This window comes from Alistipes sp. AF48-12 (genome assembly GCF_003477565.1).
Taxonomy (GTDB): Bacteria; Bacteroidota; Bacteroidia; order Bacteroidales; family Rikenellaceae; genus Alistipes_A; species Alistipes_A hominis.
Window position 1 is genome coordinate 1 of record NZ_QUDJ01000053.1, and the last position, 836, is coordinate 836.

At 34.9% G+C, this 836-nt stretch carries 1 protein-coding gene and 1 pseudogene; both read left to right on the forward strand.

The genetic code is table 11. The features are described from left to right. Positions 1 to 212 (forward strand): annotated as a pseudogene (locus tag DW082_RS14755) (SMI1/KNR4 family protein); the annotation flags it as partial. Between the two features lie 48 nt (positions 213 to 260). After that, on the forward strand, positions 261 to 695 hold the full coding sequence (locus tag DW082_RS14160) for a hypothetical protein (RefSeq protein ID WP_008620114.1): 435 nt from the start codon (positions 261 to 263) through the stop codon (positions 693 to 695). Positions 696 to 836: the final 141 nt, after the last annotated feature.

Below are 836 nucleotides of genomic sequence, written 5' to 3' on the forward strand. Positions count from 1 at the left end.
TAAGTCATTTCGGACATGGATGTACATTTCTATTGGTGGTGAATGGAAATGAAAAAGGACATATTTGGTTTGATGGACGAGCTGATTATAGTGGACTTGTACCGAAATTAAAAGATGGGCAAAGAATATCATTTATAGAATGGTATGTAACCTTTCTTGATATGGAAATTGAGAACATAAATGAATCACTAACAAACAGCACTACCGCTTAAAGCAGAACGCTGACAAACATTAGCAATCAACGAAATAAATATAAAACAATGAGTGAAATTAAAGAATACCGTCCAATTAACGAGGACGAACGAATTGAAATAGATCAGCTTGCAGCTAAAGGCTTAGTCCTTATTGGCTTGCAGGAAAGTGCTGAATCCTCTGTCATCCTTGATGGCATAAAGAACTATCTCAATAATTTTGAAAGTTCAGATGACGAGGAAATTACTGATAGAGCTTATGAGTTAGGTTCCCTGTTAGGAAACACTATCCAAAAGCACTATGGATGGAACTGGTTTTGTGTAGAGGAAAATACAGATGATTCTTTTCATTGTGTTGCCTCTAATAAAGAACGAGCCTGCTGCGCCTGTCATGAATATATATACTCCATATTGACAAAACAGCATTCCAATAATGTAAAGTTGCTGTTCAATATGATAAATAAAGATTATCCAAAAGAATGGCATTTCATGTTGCTTTCTTAAACGATTGCTAACAAACAGCAAGCCGACTGAATAAGCGGAACGCTGCCAAACATTAGTGTCATATAAAATTATAATGAAACAGATAATAGAAAAAATCAATAAAAGTTGGCACTCCAATCCTCCATGTGATCAACAAATAAT

Coding starts and splice junctions, on each gene's coding strand:
- DW082_RS14160 (WP_008620114.1), top strand. CDS start 261: ATGAGTGAAATTAAAGAATACCGTCCAATTAACGAGGACGAACGAATT.